3 protein-coding genes are annotated in these 1,617 nt (G+C 65.1%); all 3 read left to right on the top strand.

Features of this window, described 5'->3' with window-relative positions:
• Window positions 1-102: 102 nt before the first annotated feature.
• Complete coding sequence (locus tag JCM19049_RS13635; RefSeq protein WP_054821857.1) at window positions 103-441, top strand: hypothetical protein; 339 nt, start codon at window positions 103-105, stop codon at window positions 439-441.
• A complete protein-coding gene (locus JCM19049_RS21035; RefSeq protein ID WP_306420815.1) occupies window positions 354-641 on the top strand; it encodes a response regulator transcription factor in 288 nt (95 codons plus the stop codon). Before JCM19049_RS13635 ends, JCM19049_RS21035 begins: the two co-directional genes overlap by 88 nt.
• Window positions 642-1,220: 579 nt before the next feature.
• On the top strand, window positions 1,221-1,617 hold a 397-nt coding region (locus tag JCM19049_RS13630; RefSeq protein ID WP_279403229.1), incomplete at its 3' end, for a hypothetical protein.

Genomic DNA, 1,617 nt, shown 5'->3' with positions numbered 1-1,617 from the left:
CGGCAGCGGCTGTTCGCCCGTGCGGTGTCCGCGAGCTGGGCCAACCCATGGGTCGGAAAACCTTGCCGACTTCCCGCTCCTGGAACGTGAAGCCTCATCCGGGTGCTGGGCCAGCTGGTGGACTCCGACCTGCCCGGGCATCCGGGCCGGGAACGCCTGGCCTGGCTGGCCATCCGCCAGCAGGGGCTGCGCTCCACCCTGGCGGCACGATTGGCGGAACTGTGCACCACCGGACAGACCGAGGAACTCGCCCAGCTCGGACGTCAGGCCTTGGCGGAGGGGGAACTGGAACTGGGCGTTCAGGCGTTGGCGCGCGCCGCGGCCAGATACTCGGATGCCGGTGAGCAGCGCAGCTGCGGAGCCCTGCTGCGCCAGGTGGCGCGCATCGTGGAAACCGAGGGGATGAACCCGGCAGGTATGTCCTGCGCGCCCTGGCGCTGACGGAGCTGACCGCGCGTGAGGCGGAGATCGTGGACCTGGCACGGGCGGGAAAGAACAACGCCGAGATTGCCCGCGCCCTGACCGTCTCCCAGCGCACCGTCGAGGGGCACCTTTACCGTGTCTTCGCGAAATTGGGGATCTCCGAGCGGGCCGAACTGAAGGATGCGGGCCTGCAGCCGGGTAATGGGGTGGCCCGATAAGGGCCCATCCGCGCAATCTTGAAGTAGGCACCACGCGTGCCAAGCGATTATCGGTACATAAGCTCGAAGGCAGGGAACGGGACAGCTGCCCAGCCATGCTGTTTCGACCGAACGAGGAACAAGTGATGACCGCCCCTACGGGCTATCGCATGGACTCAATCCCTAGGGCGGGACCGGCGGACTGCGGATCCGCAAGGATTCACCCCCCAGCGCAGCCGCCGGTCCCTTTTAAACGCGGGCCCCGCCAGCACCGTCGCCGCGGTGCCGGTGGGGCCCGTGCATTTGCCCGGCACCCGGGCACGGATCCACCCCACCAAGTAGTGAACAAGTACGGACTAGGTGCTTCGCGGGTAACAGGTGAGCCAAGCAGGTAGATAAACGAGTATCAACACTCGTGTGCGAACTTCCCTTGCATCCTAGGCTCTGAGACAGGCAGGGAATCTTGGGTACTCGCACTTTACATGCGGCCCTGCCGGGGGAAATGCATCATTGGGGGGAATGCACTTATGTGTACTTTTGGGGCGCAAAAAACTGCCCAACTCCACTGTGCTGATTCGGTTCACACAGTGGGGGATGGATATGTCGCAAATTAGCGGGCGCCTGGGCGGTTCAGGCTTCGAACCGATCCAGGTCTGGAACACCACCACCGAACGCACCGTGCCGGCGGCACCGGCCGCAGCCGGGCTGGATGGGCGCAGGTACCACCGCCGGCTGGTGGCCACCGATTCTCTGATCATCACCTTCGCGGGCATTGCCCCCGCGCTGATCTTCGCCCTGCGGGTGGAGAACCCGGCCACGCCCTACTCCTTGCAGCTGGCCATCACCGGCCTGGCCGTCACGCTCGCCTGGCTGCTGATTATGGCACTGTTCAAGACCCGTGCCATGGGATGCATCGCGGTGGGAATGCAGGAGTACAAGTACGTAATTTACGCGACCGCAAGCCTGGCCGGCGTGCTGGGCGTGCTGGGCCTGATGA

Source organism: Arthrobacter sp. JCM 19049 (assembly GCF_001310435.1).
Note: the sequence above shows the minus strand (reverse complement) of the source record. Positions and strands in the feature narration are given on the sequence as shown.